At 69.0% G+C, this 17,741-nt stretch carries 14 protein-coding genes; 8 read left to right on the top strand and 6 right to left on the bottom strand.

All coding sequences use genetic code 11. The annotated features are described in order from the left end of the window. Window positions 1-17: 17 nt before the first annotated feature. The 4 genes from OWM54_RS09565 (at window position 18) to OWM54_RS09550 (ending at window position 6,915) form a co-directional block, all read left to right on the top strand. On the top strand, window positions 18-1,418 hold the full coding sequence (locus OWM54_RS09565) for a family 2B encapsulin nanocompartment shell protein (RefSeq protein WP_267697268.1): 1,401 nt from the start codon (window positions 18-20) through the stop codon (window positions 1,416-1,418). A gap of 152 nt (window positions 1,419-1,570) precedes the next feature. Further along, complete coding sequence (locus OWM54_RS09560) at window positions 1,571-3,907, top strand: DUF1588 domain-containing protein (RefSeq protein ID WP_223785956.1); 2,337 nt, start codon at window positions 1,571-1,573, stop codon at window positions 3,905-3,907. Window positions 3,908-3,912: 5 nt separating this feature from the next. Continuing rightward, on the top strand, window positions 3,913-5,313 hold the full coding sequence (locus OWM54_RS09555) for a DUF1552 domain-containing protein (RefSeq protein WP_267697267.1): 1,401 nt from the start codon (window positions 3,913-3,915) through the stop codon (window positions 5,311-5,313). A gap of 300 nt (window positions 5,314-5,613) precedes the next feature. Next, window positions 5,614-6,915, top strand: coding sequence for a DUF2254 domain-containing protein (locus OWM54_RS09550; RefSeq protein ID WP_267697266.1), 1,302 nt, complete (start codon window positions 5,614-5,616; stop codon window positions 6,913-6,915). 134 nt (window positions 6,916-7,049) lie between these two features. On the opposite strand, the gene OWM54_RS09545 is transcribed toward OWM54_RS09550, so the two are convergent. After that, the gene (locus tag OWM54_RS09545; protein ID WP_267697265.1) at window positions 7,050-8,981 is read right to left on the bottom strand and encodes a hypothetical protein; all 1,932 of its coding nucleotides are present in this window, start codon (window positions 8,979-8,981) and stop codon (window positions 7,050-7,052) included. Window positions 8,982-9,314: 333 nt separating this feature from the next. On the opposite strand from OWM54_RS09545, the gene OWM54_RS09540 reads away from it, so the two are divergent. Further along, window positions 9,315-9,965, top strand: coding sequence for a TetR/AcrR family transcriptional regulator (locus tag OWM54_RS09540; RefSeq protein WP_267697264.1), 651 nt, complete (start codon window positions 9,315-9,317; stop codon window positions 9,963-9,965). Window positions 9,966-9,995: 30 nt separating this feature from the next. Here the strand turns inward: OWM54_RS09540 and OWM54_RS09535 are convergent, their stop codons facing one another. After that, on the bottom strand, window positions 9,996-10,325 hold the full coding sequence (locus OWM54_RS09535) for a hypothetical protein (RefSeq protein WP_141332079.1): 330 nt from the start codon (window positions 10,323-10,325) through the stop codon (window positions 9,996-9,998). Between the two features lie 154 nt (window positions 10,326-10,479). Here OWM54_RS09535 and OWM54_RS09530 point away from each other — a divergent pair, with 154 nt between their 5' ends. The 3 genes from OWM54_RS09530 (at window position 10,480) to OWM54_RS09520 (ending at window position 12,460) form a co-directional block, all read left to right on the top strand. Continuing rightward, window positions 10,480-11,670 (top strand): glycosyltransferase family 39 protein, encoded by a 1,191-nt coding sequence (locus OWM54_RS09530; RefSeq protein ID WP_267697263.1) that lies wholly within the window; start codon window positions 10,480-10,482, stop codon window positions 11,668-11,670. 65 nt (window positions 11,671-11,735) lie between these two features. Then, entirely contained in the window at window positions 11,736-11,942 is a 207-nt protein-coding gene (locus OWM54_RS09525; protein WP_153882715.1) for a hypothetical protein, read from the top strand. A gap of 41 nt (window positions 11,943-11,983) precedes the next feature. Beyond that, window positions 11,984-12,460 carry a YybH family protein gene (locus tag OWM54_RS09520; RefSeq protein WP_267697262.1) on the top strand — a complete coding sequence of 159 codons (477 nt, stop codon included), beginning with the start codon at window positions 11,984-11,986 and terminating at the stop codon, window positions 12,458-12,460. A gap of 114 nt (window positions 12,461-12,574) precedes the next feature. On the opposite strand, the gene OWM54_RS09515 is transcribed toward OWM54_RS09520, so the two are convergent. The 4 genes from OWM54_RS09515 to OWM54_RS09500 form a co-directional block, all read right to left on the bottom strand. Further along, on the bottom strand, window positions 12,575-13,267 hold the full coding sequence (locus OWM54_RS09515) for a helix-turn-helix transcriptional regulator (protein WP_248546906.1): 693 nt from the start codon (window positions 13,265-13,267) through the stop codon (window positions 12,575-12,577). 13 nt (window positions 13,268-13,280) lie between these two features. Then, window positions 13,281-14,426: an epoxide hydrolase family protein gene (locus OWM54_RS09510; protein ID WP_267697261.1), complete on the bottom strand. Its 1,146-nt coding sequence runs from the start codon at window positions 14,424-14,426 to the stop codon at window positions 13,281-13,283. Between the two features lie 123 nt (window positions 14,427-14,549). Then, window positions 14,550-15,974 carry a DUF1552 domain-containing protein gene (locus OWM54_RS09505; RefSeq protein ID WP_267697260.1) on the bottom strand — a complete coding sequence of 475 codons (1,425 nt, stop codon included), beginning with the start codon at window positions 15,972-15,974 and terminating at the stop codon, window positions 14,550-14,552. Continuing rightward, window positions 15,971-17,671 (bottom strand): DUF1592 domain-containing protein, encoded by a 1,701-nt coding sequence (locus tag OWM54_RS09500; RefSeq protein WP_267697259.1) that lies wholly within the window; start codon window positions 17,669-17,671, stop codon window positions 15,971-15,973. Before OWM54_RS09500 ends, OWM54_RS09505 begins: the two co-directional genes overlap by 4 nt. Window positions 17,672-17,741: the final 70 nt, after the last annotated feature.

Raw genomic sequence — 17,741 nt, 5'->3', positions numbered from 1 at the left:
CCAAGGAGGACGACTTCATGGCGAATCCAGACAGAGAGCTGACGGCCCACGAGGGCACCAGCCTGAGCACGGCCGGCGCGCGGCAGCTGGCGACGACGACGAAGACGCAGCCGGTGATGCAGGGCATTTCGCCCCGCTACCTCTTGAGCATCCTGCCGTGGGTGCAGGTGTCGGGCGGCACGTACCGCGTCAACCGGCGGCTGACGTACGCGGCGGGCGACGACCGGCTGAACTTCAGCAACATCGGCGTCAAGGTGGAGGTGATTCCGCAGGAGCTGCTGAAGCTGCCGCTGATGCGGGGCTTCCAGGACGCGGATGACCTGCTCATCCGCACGCTGGCGGGACGCTTCACCCAGCAGCAGTACAAGGCCGGGGACGTCATCGTGGAGGCGGGCACGTCCGCGCACCAGGTGTTCCTCATCGCGCACGGCAAGGCGCAGAAGCTCTCGAAGGGCAAGTACGGCGACCCGCTGGTGCTGGACACGCTGGCGGACGGCGACCACTTCGGCGACCAGGCGGTGGTGGAGTCCAACGACGTGTGGCCCTTCACCGTCAAGGCGCTCACGGCCTGCACGGTGATGGCGCTGCCGCAGGACGTGTTCGAGGCGCTCATCGTCCAGTCCCCGGCGCTCAAGGCGCACGTGGACGGCTACAAGGCGAAGCTCAAGAAGCCCCAGGACAAGGCGGGGCAGGCGGCCATCCCGATGTCGGCCGGCCACCACGGCGAGCCCGTGCTGCAGGGTGGCTTCGTGGACTACGAGCTCAAGCCGCGCGAGTACGAGCTGAGCGTGGCGCAGACCATCCTTCGCGTGCACACCCGCGTGTCGGACATCTTCAACGACCCGATGAACCAGACGCAGGAGCAGCTGCGGCTGACCATCGAGGCGCTGAAGGAGCGCAAGGAGTGGGAGCTCATCAACAACCCGGAGTTCGGCCTGCTGCACAACGCGGACCTCAAGCAGCGCCTCAACACGCGCTCGGGGCCGCCGACGCCGGACGACATGGACGAGCTGGTGACGCGCCGTCGCAAGACGCGCTACTTCCTGGCGCACCCGCGCGCCATCGCGGCGTTCGGCCGGGAGTGCACCAGGCGCGGCCTGTACCCGACGGTGGTGGACGTGGGCGGGGCGAAGTTCCAGGCGTGGCGCGGGGTGCCCATCCTCCCGTGCGACAAGCTGCCCATCAGCCGGGAGAACACGACGTCCATCATCGCCATGCGCACCGGCCAGGAGGACCAGGGCGTGGTGGGCCTGCACAACGCGGGCATCCCGGATGAAGTGGAGGCGAGCCTCACCGTCAAGCGCATGGCCATCAACGACCAGGCCCTCACCCAGTACCTGGTGAGCACCTACTACTCCGCCGCCGTGCTCGTCCCCGACGCGCTGGGCGTGCTGGAGAACGTGGCGCTCGGCGCCTGAAGCACCTCGCCACATCGTGAAACATGACGGCGGGCCCGGTGCGTTTCCTCGCGCCGGGCCCGTCGCGTTGGACGCGAGCCGCTTCACGGAGCTGAGCCTGCTTTGCAGAGCTTGCTTGCTATCCCACCCGCCGTCCGTGCCAGTCTGGCCGCATGAACCGCGTCCTCTTGCTGGCCGGACTGTTGAGCCTCGTTGCGTGCAAGGGCTCTTCCAACGGGCCCAACGACACCCCCGACGCAGGCCCCCACAACCCAGGTGACCCTGATGGTGGGCCCGGAGGGAACCAGGCCGCCGCGTGCGTGGTGCAGACGGTGCTCGCCGAGCGCTGCGCCAGCTGTCACGGCGCGATGCCGAGCCAGGGGGCGACGATGCCGCTGCGCACCCTGCACGACATGCGGGTGAGCTCGTCGATGGACGGGCGGCTCAGCAACGCCGAACGAGCGCTCATTCGCATGCGTGACAACGCGTCTCCGATGCCGCCGGCGCCGCATGCGCGCGCGAGCACCGCCGAGCTCACCGCGCTCGAGACCTGGATAGGGGAGGGGATGCCTCTCTGCAATGGCACGGGGGGCCCGCCCGTGACGGAGGTGGCCGAGCCCAACCTGCTCGACCAGTCCACGCTCTTCAGCTGCACCGCGGGCGTGCGCTCGGATGCGCCGACGCGCATCCGCCGCATGAACCGGCGCGAGTTCACCCGCAACGTCGGTGGCTCGGTCGAGCGCAGCTGGACGGGGTTCAGCTTCTACGACAACCCGCTCGACCCCAGCGCCATCGAGCAGTACAGCTCCTGGGCCACGGACGAGACGCTGGACGAAGCCACGGTGGAGCTGTTCCTGCCGGTCGTCGGCGAGGCCGCCTCGCCGTGGACGATGAACTACCCGGACGGCAACCGGATGGAGCGCGTCTTCACCAACAGCCGCTTCAGCTGCATGTTCAACGACGCGAACCCGAGCGACACCTGCAAGCGCTTCCACCTGGGCCAGATGCTCGAGTTCGGCGTCTTCTTCCGCCCGCCCACCGAGGATGAGCTCACCCGCCTCACCGCCTTCGCGACCGAGGTCATCGCGCAGGAGCCGAGCAAGTCCGCGCAAATCCGGGCGGACTCCATCACGCGCATCTCCAACGCCGCGTGGATGATGACCGGCGCCCTGTTCCGCCGCGAGATGGGCGGCGAGCCGGTGGACGGCCGCGTGGAGCTGACCGGCCTCGAGCTGGGCTCTCAGCTGGCCTACGCCCTGGGAGGGCGCGCCCCCTCGGCCACGCCGAGCTTCGTGTGGCCGCACTACTCCGCGCCCCTGGAAGGGCACCTGGCGGACGTGGCCACGGCCGCGAAGGATGGCTCGCTCACGCAGGATGCGACGACCACCGCGCTCATCCAGAAGTACCTGGGCGGCGTCGACGCCAACCAGAACGGGACCCCGCGCTTCGACCTGGTGCAGGACTACAACGAGGAGCAGCGCGCCAAGCGTGGACAGTACTGGCTGGGGGACGGCGTCGCGGGCTTCTTCCGCGAGTGGCTCGGCTACGGGCACGTGGCGGGGGTGTTCAAGGAGTCCCCGGCGGCGACCTCGCGCTTCGAAATCGAGGGGCTCGGCTACATCAGCTCCGTCTCCTACGACAACCTGCTCACCAACTTCCATCCGCTGGAGCCGACCTTCATCCAGCAGTTCGACGACCTGATTGCCCGGGTGGTCGTCGAGGACAAGGACGTGCTGGCGAACCTGCTCACCACGCGTACCTTCTACGTGCCCTCCATGCAGAACGCGGCCTATGACTCGCACAAGGGCCTGTCGCATCCCTACAACGTCAGTGAGATCCTCCCGGCGACCGTCGCGGGCCGCTGGAAGACGCTGCCCGCCACCGAGCGGGCGGGCGTGCTGACCCACCCGGTGTGGCTGGCCGCGCACGGCGGCAACTTCGAGGACGACCCGTCCATCGTCCACCGCGGCAAGTGGGTGCGGGAGAACCTCCTGTGTGGCTTCGTCCCTCCGCTGAGCACCGTGCAGGTGGCGGCCCAGGTCGGCGCCCACGCTCCCGACAAGAACGCGCGCCGCCGCCTCCAGGAGGCGACCGCCGGCGCGCAGTGCCAGGGCTGTCACCGCCTGATGGAGCCGCTCGGCCTGCCGTTCGAAATCTACAACCACGCGGGCTTCCTGCGCGCGCGGGACCATTCGACGAGCGGAGGGTGGACGACGCCGGACGGCAGCTCGACGCTCACGTCGATGCCGGACCCCGCGCTGGACGGCCCGGTGCGCGACGCGGTGGAGCTGAGCGAGCGCCTGGCGACCTCGCGGCACGTGAAGCGCTGCTTCCTGCGACAGACCTTCCGCTACTTCATGGGGCGCCCGGAGAACCCGAGCGACGCCTGCACGCTGACGCAGATGGAGCAGGCCTATGACCAGAACAACGGCTCGTTCTCCAAGATGCTGACCACGCTGATGACCAGTGACACCTGGAAGACGCGGCGCGTGCCGCGGGCTGGAGAGTGACCGCCATGTTCTCGCGACGAACCGTCCTGAAGGGCATGGCCGCCGGCCTCTTCGCGCCCTACTTCCACGACGTCTACGCCCAGTCGTCGTCGAAGCCGCCGGCGCGCCTGGTGCTGGTGCTCGAGTGCAACGGCGTCTATCCCCGCGCGCTCCTGAGCGCGGGCACCCGCGCGGCGCTGGGGGGGCGCGCCAACACCACCGACCGCATCTTCTGGGACGCGTACAAGGACACGGCGCTGGTGCGTGAAGGCGACAATCTCGCCACCGCGACCTGTCTCGGACCGCTGGCGGCGTCCTCCGGCAACATTGATCTGGTAAACCGCTCCGCCGTGCTGCTGGGGCTCTCCAGCCTCATCGCGGGCGGCGGGCACTCCAGCGGGACGGGGGCGCTGAGCTGCGCGGTGAACGGCGCGGGCGCGACCTTCGACGCGGTGATCGCGCCTCGCCTGCGCCGGGGGGCCCCGTTCGACGTGCTGCGCCTGGGCACCAGCTCCGCGCGCGTGTCGATTGTGTACGAGACGTGCGCGCTGGGGCCTCGCAAGCCCGCTGGCATCATCGTGAACCCGTCGCTCGCGTTCGACAGCACCTTCGGCTCGCTGCTCGGTGGCTCGACGAACGGGCGGGACAGGAAGATGCTCTTCGACTTCGCGCTGGCCGACTCGCGAAAGGCGCTGGCGGAGTTCAAGGGCAACTCCAACGAGCGGCTGAAGCTGGAGCGCTACCTCTCCTCGCTCGAGTCGCTGCGCACGCGCGAGGACCAGCTCGCGGGCATGGCGGACCGCGTGCGGCCGTACCTGCCGCCGGCGCCGAAGGACAACCCGCTCATCACCGGCGCGGGCTCACCGCCCGACTCGCTGAAGTGGTTCGAGGCGCAGTTCCAGATCGCCACGGCGTCGCTGCTGGGTGGATTGACGAACACGGTGGTGCTGGCGACGGGAAGCTCGGGCTTCGACGTGGCCTACGGCGCGGACGTGGCCGACGTCGCGCGACACAGCCTGCAGCACGGCCTGGACGCGGGGCAGAACTGGGACCGCGTCGCCGAGGTCACCCGCCGCCACGTGCAGCTGGTGGCGAACCTGGCGAGGACGCTGGCCGCCACGCCGGAGATTGGCGCGAGCGGGTCGATGCTGGACCACACCGCCATCGTCTTCATGTCCGACAACGGCGAGCAGCACCACTCGACCTCGCGGGAGTGGCCCAAGCTCGTGGTGGGCGGCAACGCGCTGGGCCTGAAGACCGACGGGCGCACCGTCGTGTACCCGAAGTACGACGCGACGCGGAACCGGCAGGTCTCCAACCTCTTCAACACGCTCGGCCACGCGTTCGGAGACGCGGACTTCAACACCTTCGGTCAGGAGGGCAGCACGCGCATCGCGCCGGGGCCGCTGAGCGAGCTGTATGGCTGAGCCGTGGGCTCGGGCCGGGTTCTCGGGCCTGCTGTATCAGCAGGTCAGCCTCTTCTGACCCCTCGGCGGGTCAAGGAGCGTTCCGCGGCTCAGGGGCACACGCGCGCCGACAGGCCTGGCGCATGGTCGCCTGACGGTGCCCCGACGGAGCCCTGTCGCCTCCTGTCTGGCGGGCCGCGGTCCCTTCCGTCCCGATGAGGCGTGCCCACTATTGCCGGAGTCGACCAGGAAGACCGAGCCTCCTCCCGCCAGCCGGGCTCGCGGCGCCGCGTCCGCGGCCCGGTGCTCGTCGCGACCATCATGACGCCTCGATTCGCACGCCTCACCGAGCGGCTGAACATGAGCTATTGGCTGGTGCCCGCGCTGTGTGTCGTGGGAGCCATCGGCTTCTCCTACCTCGCCCAGGCCATCGACTCGCGACTGGAGCAGACGGAGCACGCCTGGTACCTCTTTCGAGGCGGGCCGGAGGGCGCCCGCTCGGTCCTCACCGCGGTGGCCTCCTCGATGATGACGTTCGCGGGCCTCGTGTTCTCCGTCACCATCCTCGTCCTCCAGCAGGCCAGCAATCAGTTCTCTCCGCGCGTGATGCGCACCTTCCTGGGGGACCGGCGGAGTCAGCTCGCCCTCGGCATCTTCGTGGGGACGTTCGTCTACGCCCTGCTGACGCTGCGAGGCGTCCGAGGCGCGACGGAATGGCGGGGCAACGAGGGCTACGTGCCCTCGCTCTCGGTCTGGCTCGCCGTCGTCCTCGCGCTGCTCTGCGTGGCGACGTTCATCTACTTCATCCACCATGTCGCCCAGTCCATCCGCGCCGTGGTCATCCTCGAGCGCATCCGTCAGGAGACCTGCCGCACCCTGGAGCGGATGTACCCGGAGGGCATCGGCCAGGACGCGGAGGAGGGGCGCCTGGAGCGACCCGTGGCGCCCGCATCACTTCTCGTCCCCCATGACGGGCCGTCCGGGGTCCTCGTCGTCATCGACGAGTCACGTCTGCTGGCCTGTGCCCGGGAGGCCGACGTCCTGCTGGCCCTGCTGCCGATGATGGGTGACTTCATCCCCCACGGCGGCCCGCTCTTCGAGGTGTGGGGAGACGCCGCGAAGCTCGACGTGAAGGCCTTGACGGAGGCCGTGGTCGTCGGCCCCGAGCGGACGCTCCAGCAGGACACCGCGTTCGGCTTCCGCCAACTCGTCGACGTCGCGGAGCGGGCCCTCTCTCCGGGCATCAATGACCCCACCACGGCCGTGCAGGCCATCGACCAGCTCCATGACCTGCTGCGGCGCATGGTCCATCGGCGCTTTCCCGCCCCGTCACGCAAAGATGAGGAGGGCGCGCTCCGACTGCTCTGCCCGCGCCCGGACTGGAGCGCCTACCTCCGGCTCGCCATCGACGAGCTTCGCCAGTATGGCGAGCGCTCCGTCCAGGTCGTCCGGCGCCTGCGCTTCCTGCTGGAGGATCTGCTGCGCGTGGCGCCCCCCTTCCGGCGCGCCGAACTGGAGCGACAGCTCTCGCTGCTGGACGCCAGCATCGAGCGTGCCTTCCCGGACGCGCGTGAAGCCGCCATGGCCCGTCGCGCCAGCCCCCAGGGGAGCGGCCCCTCATGAGGCGCCACGACCATGGGCCTCGCCTTGGCCCGGACCCCTGAATGGATGCGCTCGCGAGGCCTCGAAGGGGAGCGCCGCGGGGGCCACTCCCCGGAGCGTGGCGAGCGAATCCCCGCCACGCTCCAGCGTGAGGCTCACAGCGTCTTCATGTACTCGATGAGCGCGGTGCGCTCCGCGTCGGTCAGCACGTCGGTGAACGTGTGGCCCGAGTTCGACTGGCTGAACATCCGGGTGTTGTAGATCTTCCGGTCCTCGATGTCCGAGTTCGTGAAGCTCGGGGCCACGATGCTGCCCAGGAGGTTCCAGGCCAGCGCGCCGTTGCCGTACAGCAGCGACAGCCCGCCCTCGATGAGCGGCGTCTCGTTCGGGTCCCACGGGTTGCAGTGGTTGAACGGCGAGAAGGTCAGGTAGCTGCACGGAATCGTGTCGTACTTCCACCCGACCTTGCCCTGGTCATAGCCCTTCGCCAGGTCGGTCTCGAAGCCCATCACCACGCCGAACCTCGCCGGCTTCGACTTGCGACGCCAGATGCGCGGTCGGTCCGACGACTTGAGCAGGCTCCAGAGGTCGGGCACCGAGCCGTTGTGGAAGTACGGGCCGGACGCCCAGATGCCGTAGAGCGGCTGCGCGAGATAGCCGATCATGTTGTACTTCTCGGCGCAGCCTTCCTGCCCGTTGTAGCCGAAGAAGCTGTACTTCGCCTGGGTCTCGACGGCGCCGTCGTTGGCGAGCATCCGGGCGTCATCGGTGTCGATGATGTCGATGGGCGTGACGTTGGCCGCCATGCCCTCGAACAACGGAGTGGCGAGGAAGCTCGGGTCGTTCACGTAGCGGGGCGCATAGGCGCCGTGGCAGCTCGCACACGAGCCGTTGCCGGCCTGCTGCGGCTTCGCGACCGGGTTGTTTCGGCTCGGCGCCCACAGGTCGAGCGTGTGGAACAGGACCGACCCCTGCTGCGCGAGCGCCGTGTTGACCGGCAGCGGGTAGGCCGGCGACTTCAGCCCGAGCATCCAGGTGTTCGCCTGGTACTCATTCTCGAGGATCCACTCGTAGCCGCCCTGGTAGGTCGGCAGCGCGGCGCCCGGCATGTACCAGGAGAGCTCGATGCGCGTGGCGTCGCTGCTCATCCCGGCGTCGTAGAACTTCACCGGCCGGTGCCCGAGGTTCCACCAGTTCGGCGGGTCCTCCGTGCCCGTCGAGCCGGCGGCCCAGATGCTCGGATTGAGGATGACGCCGGGAATCGTCCCGTCGGGGTCGAAGAGGGTGAGCAGGGCGAAGAGCTGGAAGTTGGTGATGTTGCCCGTGCCGCGGATGCGGTTCAGGGAGGCAATGGTGAAGGCGGGGTTGAGGCCGCCCAGCTCGCCCAGGAACAGGGTCGCGTCGGTGAGGCCGTTGGTGCCGTGCAGCGCCCCCAGGCCCGCGCCGTCGCTCGCCTTGCCAATCTGGCCGCTGTGACAGACCGAACACGTGACGCCAATCTGCCCGCTCCACGAGCCGTCGGCGTTGCGTGTCTGCGTCAGGGCCATCGGCAACTGGCCGGAGCCTCCGTTCGTGCGGTTCGGGTCCTCGAAGGGGAGGGGATACGGATTGCGCTGCTGGCTGAGCGGGACGCCGTAACGCTCGGCGACGAGGTTGTCGAAGTCAGAAGGGCGGAACGGCAGGCCCCACCTGAGCCACAGCGCGTTGTACTGGGCCGCGGACATCGACCAGAGACTCCACGCGGAGTGGCCGCTGAACTCCCAGCCGGCGTCGGGGTCTCCATTTCCCCCGAGCAGCCGCCCTCCCGCCGCGTTGACCGACCGCAGCTCGCCACACGTCTGCGGCGTGCGGTTCATGCACGAGTTCCATCCCACGTTGAAGACGACGTTCTTGTTCGACGTCGGCGTCACGAGCGAGCGTGGATCCGCCGGTAGGGGCGTCGCATCGGACCTGCCAGTACAGAACTCGAACCAGTAGTGCCCGCCGCGCTTGCTGCCGAGCAGGTCGGATTGGGCTGCCGCCGGTGTGCTGCCGGCAAAGACACAACACATCGCGACGAGAACGCTTCGAGTCAGACGTGCCGCCATGAAGTCCCTCCTCCTGGCGTCCGGTGGGCGGTCGGATGGGGCCTCTCTCCGACCGGGGGGACGCGGGCTCGAAGACGCCAGCTTTCGAGCCGCACGCTCGGTATGAGAGTAGTTCACATTTGTCCCTTAAAGGGGACATTTGTCGCGAAAGTGCCTTTGGGCGACATTTGTCGCCTATTGGCAATGGGCGACCGTCAGGGCCAGACGAGGCCTCTGGGGGCGAGTTTGAGGAGAGACCTGGCGGCGAGCGCTGGGTTGTCGAGCGAACCCTGGCGTGGAAGAACCCGCGGTGCCGACTTCGCGTCCGCGACGAACGCAATGGAGTCACGAGCCATGGCTGACGATGCGCGTCAATCCGCCCCCCGCCCCGACTTCGTGGCGCGCAAGCCGCAGCAGCAGCGCGCCAAGGTCCGGGTCGATGCCGTGCTCCAGGCGGCGGAGGAGCTGCTGCTCGAATCAGGGCTCTCGGCGTTCTCGATTCCGACGCTGGCGGAGCGTCTGGAGTACCCGCGGTCGACCATCTACAAGTTCTTTCCGACCCCCCAGGCCCTGCTCAACGAGCTCGCGGAGCGCCAGCTGGCGGCGCTGGAAGCGCACCTGACGACCTATGCCCAGAGCCTGCTGGGGGCCAAGGACTGGCAGGAGCCGATGACGCGCATGGTGCATGCGGCGGCGGACTTCTACCGCGCGCATCCGGCGGCGCAGGTGGTCCTGCTGAGCGGGCCGGTCTCGGATGTGAGCTTCCGCGCGTTCGAGTCCACCATCGCGCGGCTCGGCACGCTCGCGCGCAACCTGCTCGCGACGCACGGCATCGACATCCCGCGGGGGGCGCCGGACATCGCGGCGCTGGCGGTGGAGTTCGGCACCGCGAGCCTCCGGATGTCCTTCTACCTTCATGGCCGCATGACGGACGAGTACACCCAGGCCGCGGCCGACGTGATGCAGTCCTTCCTGGCCATGCGGCTGGGATTGCCGCTGCGCTGAGTCAGGCCCCCGCGAGGTCTTCCAAGGAGCTCACGGGGAGACGAACAGCCGGGTCACGGCGTAGTTGTACTTGCCTGCTTCCTTGAGGGTCACCGCCGAGGTGAGCACTTCCCCTTCGTAGGTGTAGGTGATGCCCCATTTGCCCGAGTGGATCAGCGCGTCGAGCATCTCCGGCGAGGTGCAGGTCTGGAAGTCGGGGAACAGCGCGTGGGGGATGTAGTACGTGCCCGTGGTGAGGTCGATGACGAGGGTGACGTCGACGGGACCCACCAGGAAGCTGCCTGGGCGTTTCAGGCCCATCAGGCGGACGCGATGCCCGCGCGGAATCGGAGCGTAGAGGTCGAGGTCGGTGCTTCGCATCGCGCCAGGATAGCTCCTCCGATACTCGGGGAAGAGTCCATTTCGAGCCGTGTCTCAGGGCCCGGTGGCGCCGTCCTTCGTGCTCGCTTCAGACAGGTCCGTGAGTATCCTCCGGCCATCAATCATGGACGCACCTTCTCGATGGAGTCTCAAGATGCGTCGGTGGGATGGCTCGACGCCGCCGAAGCCCTCGACGTCCAGCGAGGGCTGGGCACTCGTGGCGCTCGTGGCGGGGGTCCTGCTGCTTCACCTGCTCATCATCGATCAGCCGACCCTGTCCTATGTCTTCGACGAGGCGCACTACGTACCGGCGGCCAGGTGTCTGATGGCCGGGACGGGATGCAACGAGGAGCACCCGCCTCTGGCCAAGGTTCTCATCGCACTCAGCATCCAGGCGTTCGGTGACCGGGGATTCGGCTGGCGCCTGCCCTCCGTCTTCGCGGGCAGCTTCACGCTGGTGCTGCTCTACCTCCTCGCGCGGAGGCTCACGGACGGCCGTGTCGCGCTCCTCGCCGCCTTCCTGCTCGGCTTCGAGAACCTCTGGTTCGTCCACTCGTCGATCGCCATGCTCGACATCCCGGCGTTCTTCTTCGCGATGCTGGGCGTCTACTTGTTCACGGGCCAGAGGTGGTGGCTCGCTGGACTCGCGCTCGGCGTTGGCATGCTGGCCAAGGGCGTGGTGGCGATGGTGTTCATCGCGCTGGTCCTCTACGTCCTGCTCAGCCAGGAGCGGTGGTACTCCAAGGCCGCGCTGGCGGTCACGACACGGGTCGGTCTCAGCGTCGGCATCCCCGCGGCCCTGACCTTTCTCGCGGGACTGGGGCTCTACGACCTCGTGTATCAAGCCTTTCCCAGCCCGCTGCATCACCTCGCCAGCATGGCGAGCTATCATCAGACCCTCGGTTCGCCGGGAATGAGCGACAGCGTGCATCCGCTGCGTTGGTTCTCGGGGTTCCCGAACTCGCCGTATTTCGTCACGTCCATCCAGTCCGAGGACGGCAGCATCCCACGAGATGTCCTGCAGTACATGGACCAGCCCAACCTGGTCATTCTGCTGTTCATCTGGCTCGCCATTCCGCTCGTGTGGCCGGACATCCGGGCGCGACAGCCGCTGGCGCTCCTCTCCTCGCTGCTGGTGGGGGTCCCGTACCTGCTCTTCCTCCTGGTCGCGCACGTGCGCGTGACCTATCCGTTCTACATGCTGCTGTTTATGCCAGGCCAATGCATCCTGTCGGCGCTGGCGCTCTCGAAACTGCCGCGCGGGGCCACGCTGACATTCTGCGCAGGTGTCCTGGCGTGGTTCTTCTTCTGGTTCCCACGCAATCCGCTTGCGCCTTGGGAGTAGGTCTCGGACGGCTCCTCTCCTTGATTTCCCGGGTTCCACATGACACGCTGTCGACAGGAGGTCGTATGAAACAACTGGCAGGTGTCTTGTCTGTTCTTGCGGTCGTCGCGCTCTTCATGAAGGGCTTTGATTCGAATGGCGTGGTGTCGACGGCCGAGGCGGCGGCGGCCTCGAAGGCGACAACGACAGTCACGAAGACGTCGACGACGAAGGCGACGACAAAGACCGTGACGACGGTGAAGACGGCGACCAAGACGGTGGCGCCGAAGTAAGGGCGTCTCCCCAGCTCGACATCCACCAGAGCCCGAGGTCCATGCGCCGCTATCGTCTTCCGTGGGTCGTCCTTGGCTCGATGCTGGTGACCGAGCCCATCCTGGCTCAGAGCGCTCCTGCTCCCGCCGCGGCCGTGCGCCTCCCCGAGGTCGCACTGCCACCTGCGTTGGACCGCGTGCTGCGCGACTATGAGCGTGCATGGCGCGCGGGCGACGCGGCTGCGCTTGCCTCGCTGTTCGCGGAGGACGGGTTCGTACTGCAGAGCAATCGCCCGCCTGTCCGTGGTCGTGCGGCCATTCGAGCCGCCTATGAGGGGCAGGCCGGCGGGCCATTGCAACTGCGCGCGCTCGCGTTTGCCGCTGAAGAGACGAGTGGCTACATCATCGGCGCATACGGCTACGGCAACAAAGCCGACGACACGGGGAAGTTCACCCTCACCCTGCGTCGTGCACCCGGTGGGCCGTGGCTGATCGTCTCGGACATGGACAACGCGAACGCGCCGCCACGAAACCGGTAGCTTCACGCCGCCCTCGGCAGAGGGGCGGGACCCGGGGGCGTGTCCGCAGTCGCGTCTGGTGGTTCTTTCCCCCAGGGATGCGCAAGGAACCGCGCCTCACGCAGGTGGCCGCGCTCAATCGGGATACAGGCGCTTCCATTCCTCCCGCCATTCCCGCGCGAGCACGGACCGGGGGCGGCCGTAGCGGGCCTCCGTCGCCGAGGCCGCGGTGATGCGGTCGACGCGGAAATGGCGGAAGGCCTGGCGCAGGCAGCACCAGGCGGCGACGAGCTGTTTGCCCTCGTGGAACGCGAGCTGCACGGGCCAGATGTCGCGCTGGCTCGGCTGGCCCTTCTCGTCGGCATACACGATGAGGAGCGCCTTCTCCTCGCGAATGGCCCGGCGCACCAGGCCGAGCACCGGGACGGGCGCGGCCCCGCCGCGCATCAGGATGGGCCAGAGCCCGGTGTCGTTCATCCGGTCGCGCAAGTCCTCGGGCGAGGCGGTGGCGATCTTGGCCAGGGCATTGCGCGCCGCCCCGGCGAGGCCGGCATCCGGCTGGGCCTCCACCCAGCGGGAGCCGAGCACCAGCGCCTCCAGCTCCTCGGCCGTGAACATCAGCGGCGGCAGGAAGAAGCCCGGCTTCAGCATGTAGCCCACGCCCGCCTCGCCCACGATGGGCGCGCCAAGACCGATGAGTGTCCGCACGTCGCGATAGAGCGTGCGCAGGGACACCCCCTGTTCCTCGGCCAGCGCCGCCGCGGTGACGGGGCGGCGGTGCCGGCGAAGTGCGTCCATGACTGCGAAGAGGCGTTCGGTCTTGTCCATGCGCGCCCGGGGCTCACCGGATGGTGCCATGGAACGCGCGGAGGTCGGCCGCGTAGTGCTCCGGAGCCTCGAGCGCCGGGAAGTGCCCGGCCAGCCGCGCCTCGGTCCAGTGGACGAGGTTCTGCAGGTGCCGTTCGCCCCAGGCGCGCGGCGCGGGGTTGTCGACGTCGGCGGGCACCAGGACGCCCTGCTTCACGTCATGGCGGGGCATCGGCGCCAGCAGCTCCTGGTCGGCGAAGGCCTCCTTGTACAGCCGGACCGATGAGCCAATCGTCTGGGTGAACCAGTAGACGGAGAGCAGGGTGCACAGGTCGTCGAGCGAGTAGACCGACTCGAGGCGGCCGTCCCGCAGGTGGCTGCAGCCGTGGAACTTCTCGAGGATCCACGACGCCAGGCCCGCAGGTGAGTCGTTGAGGCCGACGGCGAGTGTCTGCGGCTTGGTGCCGTGAATCATGACGTAGGCGCTCTGCGTGGCGGTCCACAGGTCGACGCGCCGGAAGTAGTCCACCTCCTCGGGCGTCGGCGCCTGGGGCCGCGGGTACCCCGAGAAGACGTTGAGGTAGTGCGCGCCCAGGAGTCGGCCGGGGTGGTTGCGGACCAGGCTGAAGCAGACCCCCGAGCCCAGGTCCGAGCACGCCACGAGGAACTTCTCGTAGCCCACCCGGGTCATCAGCTCCGCCCAGAGATGACCCATGCGGCTCATGTTCATTCCCCGCTTCGTCGGCCGGCCCGAGAAGCCGAAGCCCTGCAGCGAGGGGATGATGACGTCGAACGACACCCCGTTGCGCTCGGCGGTGAGCAGCGGGATGAGCGGCAGGAACTCGACTAAGTTCGAGGGCCAGCCATTGGCCAGGACGATGGGGACGCGCGTCCCGCCCTGACCCGGTGCATGGACGAAGTGGACTCGCTCGCCGTCGACCTCCTCGATGAATTGAGGAACCGCGTTGAGGCGCTGCTCGGCGGCGCGCCAGTCGAACCGCTCCGCCCAGTGGGTGACGAACCGCCGGAGCAGCTCGGCATCGGTGCCATCGTCCCAGCCGACGCCTTCGACCGTCGCGGGGAAGCGGGTGGCCTTCAGCCGCGCGCGGAGGTCATCCAGCTCGGCGTCGGAAATGGAGAGGGTGAATGGGCGGGGCGTACGTCGCTGGGGTGCGTGCATCCCCAGGTTGTGCCCGAGGGGTGCTGACAGGGTGTGTCAGCAGCGTGCGCCTGCCCCAGCGCCACGGCCTCGCTCGACGACCTGCTCCAGCGCGAAGCACGGGAGCAGGCCGCCATCAACGCCTCATGCGATGAGCTCGGAGAGCACGCCCTTGGTGAGCGCCGGGTCGCCGAAGTCGTCCAGGTTCCCGCCGGCCGCGTTCCTCAAACCCACGGCGGTGCCAATCGTGTTCAGCATCCGGTTGTGGTTGGGATTGCCGCCGCCCGACGCCTCGACGTAGACGCCCTGCTTGAGGAAGCCATTGCAGCTGCCCGCCAGGACGAAGGGCACATTGCGCGCCGAGTGGGCCGGCCCGTTGCCCAGGTCGTTGTACCAGACCGACACGCCGTGCTCGATGAGCCGCTTGCCGTCCGGCATCTGGTAGGCCGCCAGCTTGTCCAGCAGGTGCTTGAAGGTGCTCGCGAACTGCACGTCCACGTGGTGGTGCAGCAGGTCCGAGCCCGTGATGATGCCGCCGCTGGCGTCGTGCGACGTGCGCCGGTGGGACACGTAATGGAAGTTCTCCATCAACTGCCCCGTCTCCGGGTTGCGGTAGCGCGTGTCGCCGTCGTTGCCGTTGCCCACCTGGATGACGGCCGCGCGGTTGGTGCCGCACGCCATCGCCATCACCGCGATGTCCATGTGCAGCCGGGCGGTGGCGAGCACCTCGGTGCCGTCCGTGCTGTCGTAGCCGGGGGCCTGCTGCTGGAGGATGAGCTCCTGGTCCGCGCGCATGCGGCAGCTCAGGGCGACCTCCAGGTCCCGGACGTTCGACAGGTGCAGGTCCACGCGCTCATGGTCGGACGCGCTCAGCTCGGGCCGCTGCTTGAGCGACTGGAGCTGGGCCTTCACCAAATCGTTCACGCTGCGCTGCCGGACGAGCAGCTGCTCGCGAGCCTCGGGCGTCAGTCCCCCCGGTCCGCCAATCATCGTCTGGTACGCATTCCACGGGTCATGCAGCGCGGCCCGGCGCACGTTGCTGCTCCGGTAGGACAGGCAGGGCCCCCCGAGCCAGCCGCCCCGCCGGCCCGCGTAGAACACGAGCGAGTCACGCTGCTGCGGGTTGAGCTCGCGGCCGATGCGGTGGTCGATGGACTCGCCCGCGGACTCGGAGCCGCCGCCCGCGCCCTCCACCACGGGGCCCCGCGCGGTCAGCCCCTGCATGGCGCCGCGGGCGTGGCCGTCCCCGTAGTTGTAGTCCCGCATGTTGACGTTGCGCACGAGCAGCAGGTGCGCGCGGTGGGCCTCGAGCACGCCCACGGCCCGCCCGGCCATGCTGTCCGCGGTGAGCGCCCCCAGGGTGCGCGGCCAGAAGCGCTCCGGCTCCGCGCCCAGCTCCGACGTCGTCTGGGCCGAGGCGACGCCGTTGGCCTGTCGGAAGAAGATGGCGTACGGCCGCACCACCGGGTCCGCCGCGAGGGCGGTCCTCGGCATCAACCCCTCGAGGAGCGGCAGGCTCAGCATCGTCCCGCCCAGGCCCTTCAACACCATCCGGCGACTCAGCTTCATGGCAGCTCCTCCGGGTGGCGATTCACGAAGCCCTCGCTGGTGACGACCTCCACGACCAGGTCGACGATGGACAGGTTGCCCGCCTTCGACAGCTTCCCGAGCCGCTCCACCAGCGGCGCGTCCTCGTGGGCGGACGGGCGCCCGTGGAGGTACTCCACCCAGTGCTTCGCGTAGCACGCGTGCACCGACTCATTGGCCGCGAGCGCGTCCGCCAAATCCAGCGCGTCGCGCACCGGCACCGTCTCCCCGTTGATGTTGGGCGTCGAGCTGGCGTCCACCGGATGCCCGTTGTCCGTGGTGCGGAAGCCGCCGATGGCGTCGAAGTTCTCGAACGGGAAGCCGAGCGGGTTGATGAGGTGCGAGTGGCAGCTGGCGCACGCGCTCCCCGGCGCCTCGGTGTGCGAGGCGACGACCTCGCGATTGGTGCGGCCCTGGGGGGCGGGGAGCGGCGGGATGTTGGCCGGCGGCGCGCCAATCTTCCGGCAGATGATGCGCTCGGAGACGAAGACGCCGCGGTGGATGGGGTCCGGGTCCACCGACGTCGCGTGCGAGGCCAGGAAGCCCACCTGGGTGAGCACGCCCTTGCGCTCGCGCGAGTCGAGCGTCACGGGGACGAAGTCGGCGGTGAACGCGCCGCTCAGCCCGTAGACGCGCGCCAGCTCGTCGTTGACGAAGGTGGACGGCGAGGTGAGCAGGTCGCTGTAGCCGCCCTTGCGGGAGAAGACGACGTCCTGGACGAAGAGGCTGGTCTCCCGGGCCGCGTACTCGCCGAGCCGCTCGGTCACCTGGGGATAGCGCGTGAGCGAGGGCCGGATGGCGGCATAGCGGGGCACGTCGAAGAGGGTGCGGTGGAAGGCCTCCACCACCTTGTTCGAGCGCGCGTCCTGGAGCATGCGCCTGGCCTGGGTGGCGACGCCCTCGCGCGAGTGCAGGGTGCCCTCGCTCGCGGCGGCGAACAGGGTGTCGTCCGGCATCGCGTTCCACAGGCCATAGCTCAGCCGCGAGGCCACCTCGTAGTCGTCGAGCGGCACCCGGTCCTGCACGGCCTGGGTGCTGCGCTCCACGCGGTAGAGGAAGTGGGGCGACTGGAGGAAGGCCTCGATGACCAGCCGGAGGCCCCCCTCGAAGGCCGCCATGTCCGCGTAGGCCTGGGGCCCCTTGCGGTACAGCTCGAGGTAGCTCTCCACCTCATCGGGCGTCAGCGGGCGCCGGTGCGCGCGCAGGCCGAAGGACTCCACGAAGGCGCGGGCGCGCGCTGCACCGGTGGCGGTCGACGCGGGCACCAGGCGCGCGAGCTTCGCCGCGTCCGTCGTCACCTGTCCGGCGAGCTCCGCGGCGGCGCGCTGGTAGGCGCCCCAGAGGGCCTCGTCGACGGAGAGGGCGCGCGCATCGTTGTCGAAGAGGAAGCCGCTCTGGGCGGGGTCCGCGCGGAAGGTGCCCGCGAGCGTTGTGGGCGGCGCGTCCAGGCGGAGCAGCTCCTGCACGCTGTGGGTCCACTGCACGTGCGTCAGGCGCGCCATCCGCACGGAAGGGGCGGGCTTCTCGACGGCGGGGGGCGGGGGATTGCCGGGACCGGGGCCTCCACCGGGGCCCTCCGGGTTGGAGAGGGTTCCTTCGCAGCCAGCAGCCCCGCTCAAGAGCAACCCGAGCACCACCGGGCGCCACCACCGTCCCCGCTCCGCTGGCTCTCGTGACAACCGTTGTGACCGCATCCTCGGCACGAGCGCCTCCATCATTGGGAGACATACCCATCGGCTGGATGACGCG

It is taken from the genome of Myxococcus sp. MISCRS1 (genome assembly GCF_026626605.1).
In the GTDB taxonomy this organism is placed as follows: Bacteria; Myxococcota; Myxococcia; order Myxococcales; family Myxococcaceae; genus Myxococcus; species Myxococcus fulvus.
The sequence above is the reverse complement of the archived record's forward strand: the minus strand, read 5'-3'. Positions and strand labels throughout refer to the sequence as shown.